We start from the raw sequence: 619 nt of genomic DNA on the forward strand, positions 1-619 counted from the left end.
GTGGCGCGTCGGGTCTGGGCCTGGCCACGGTGAAGGAGCTGCACGGCCAAGGCGCCAAGGTGGTGATCATCGACCTGCCGTCCTCCGACGGTGAGGCGATCGCCAAGGAGCTGGGCGACGGTGTGGTCTTCGCCGCGACCGACGTCACCAACGAGGAGCAGGTGAGCGCCGCGCTCGACGCCGCCGCGCAACTGGGCACCCTGCGGATCGCGGTGAACTGCGCCGGTATCGGTAATGCGATCAAGACGGTCAGCAAGAAGGGCGCGTTCCCGCTGGCCGACTTCACCAAGATCATCAACGTCAACCTGATCGGCACGTTCAACGTGATCCGGCTGGCCGCCGAACGCATCGCCGCCGCCGAGCTCGAGGGCGAGGAGCGCGGTGTCATCATCAACACCGCCTCGGTCGCGGCCTTCGACGGCCAGATCGGCCAGGCCGCCTATTCCGCCTCCAAGGGCGGCATCGTGGGCATGACCCTGCCGATCGCCCGCGACCTGGCGAGTGTGAACATCCGCGTGGTCACCATCGCGCCGGGCCTGTTCCACACCCCGCTGTTCGCCACCCTGCCCGAGGAGGCCATCAAGGCCCTCGGCGCGCAGGTCCCCCACCCGGCCCGCCT

Annotated in this window: 1 protein-coding gene; it reads left to right on the forward strand. The window is 69.1% G+C overall.

Annotation, left to right across the window (positions count from 1 at the left end; genetic code table 11):
* Nucleotides 1-619 (forward strand): SDR family NAD(P)-dependent oxidoreductase (locus A5780_RS26235; protein ID WP_064909940.1); only part of this gene is annotated, 619 nt, incomplete at both ends.

The sequence above is a fragment of the Nocardia sp. 852002-20019_SCH5090214 genome, from assembly GCF_001665865.1.
GTDB lineage: Bacteria > Actinomycetota > Actinomycetes > Mycobacteriales > Mycobacteriaceae > Nocardia > Nocardia nova.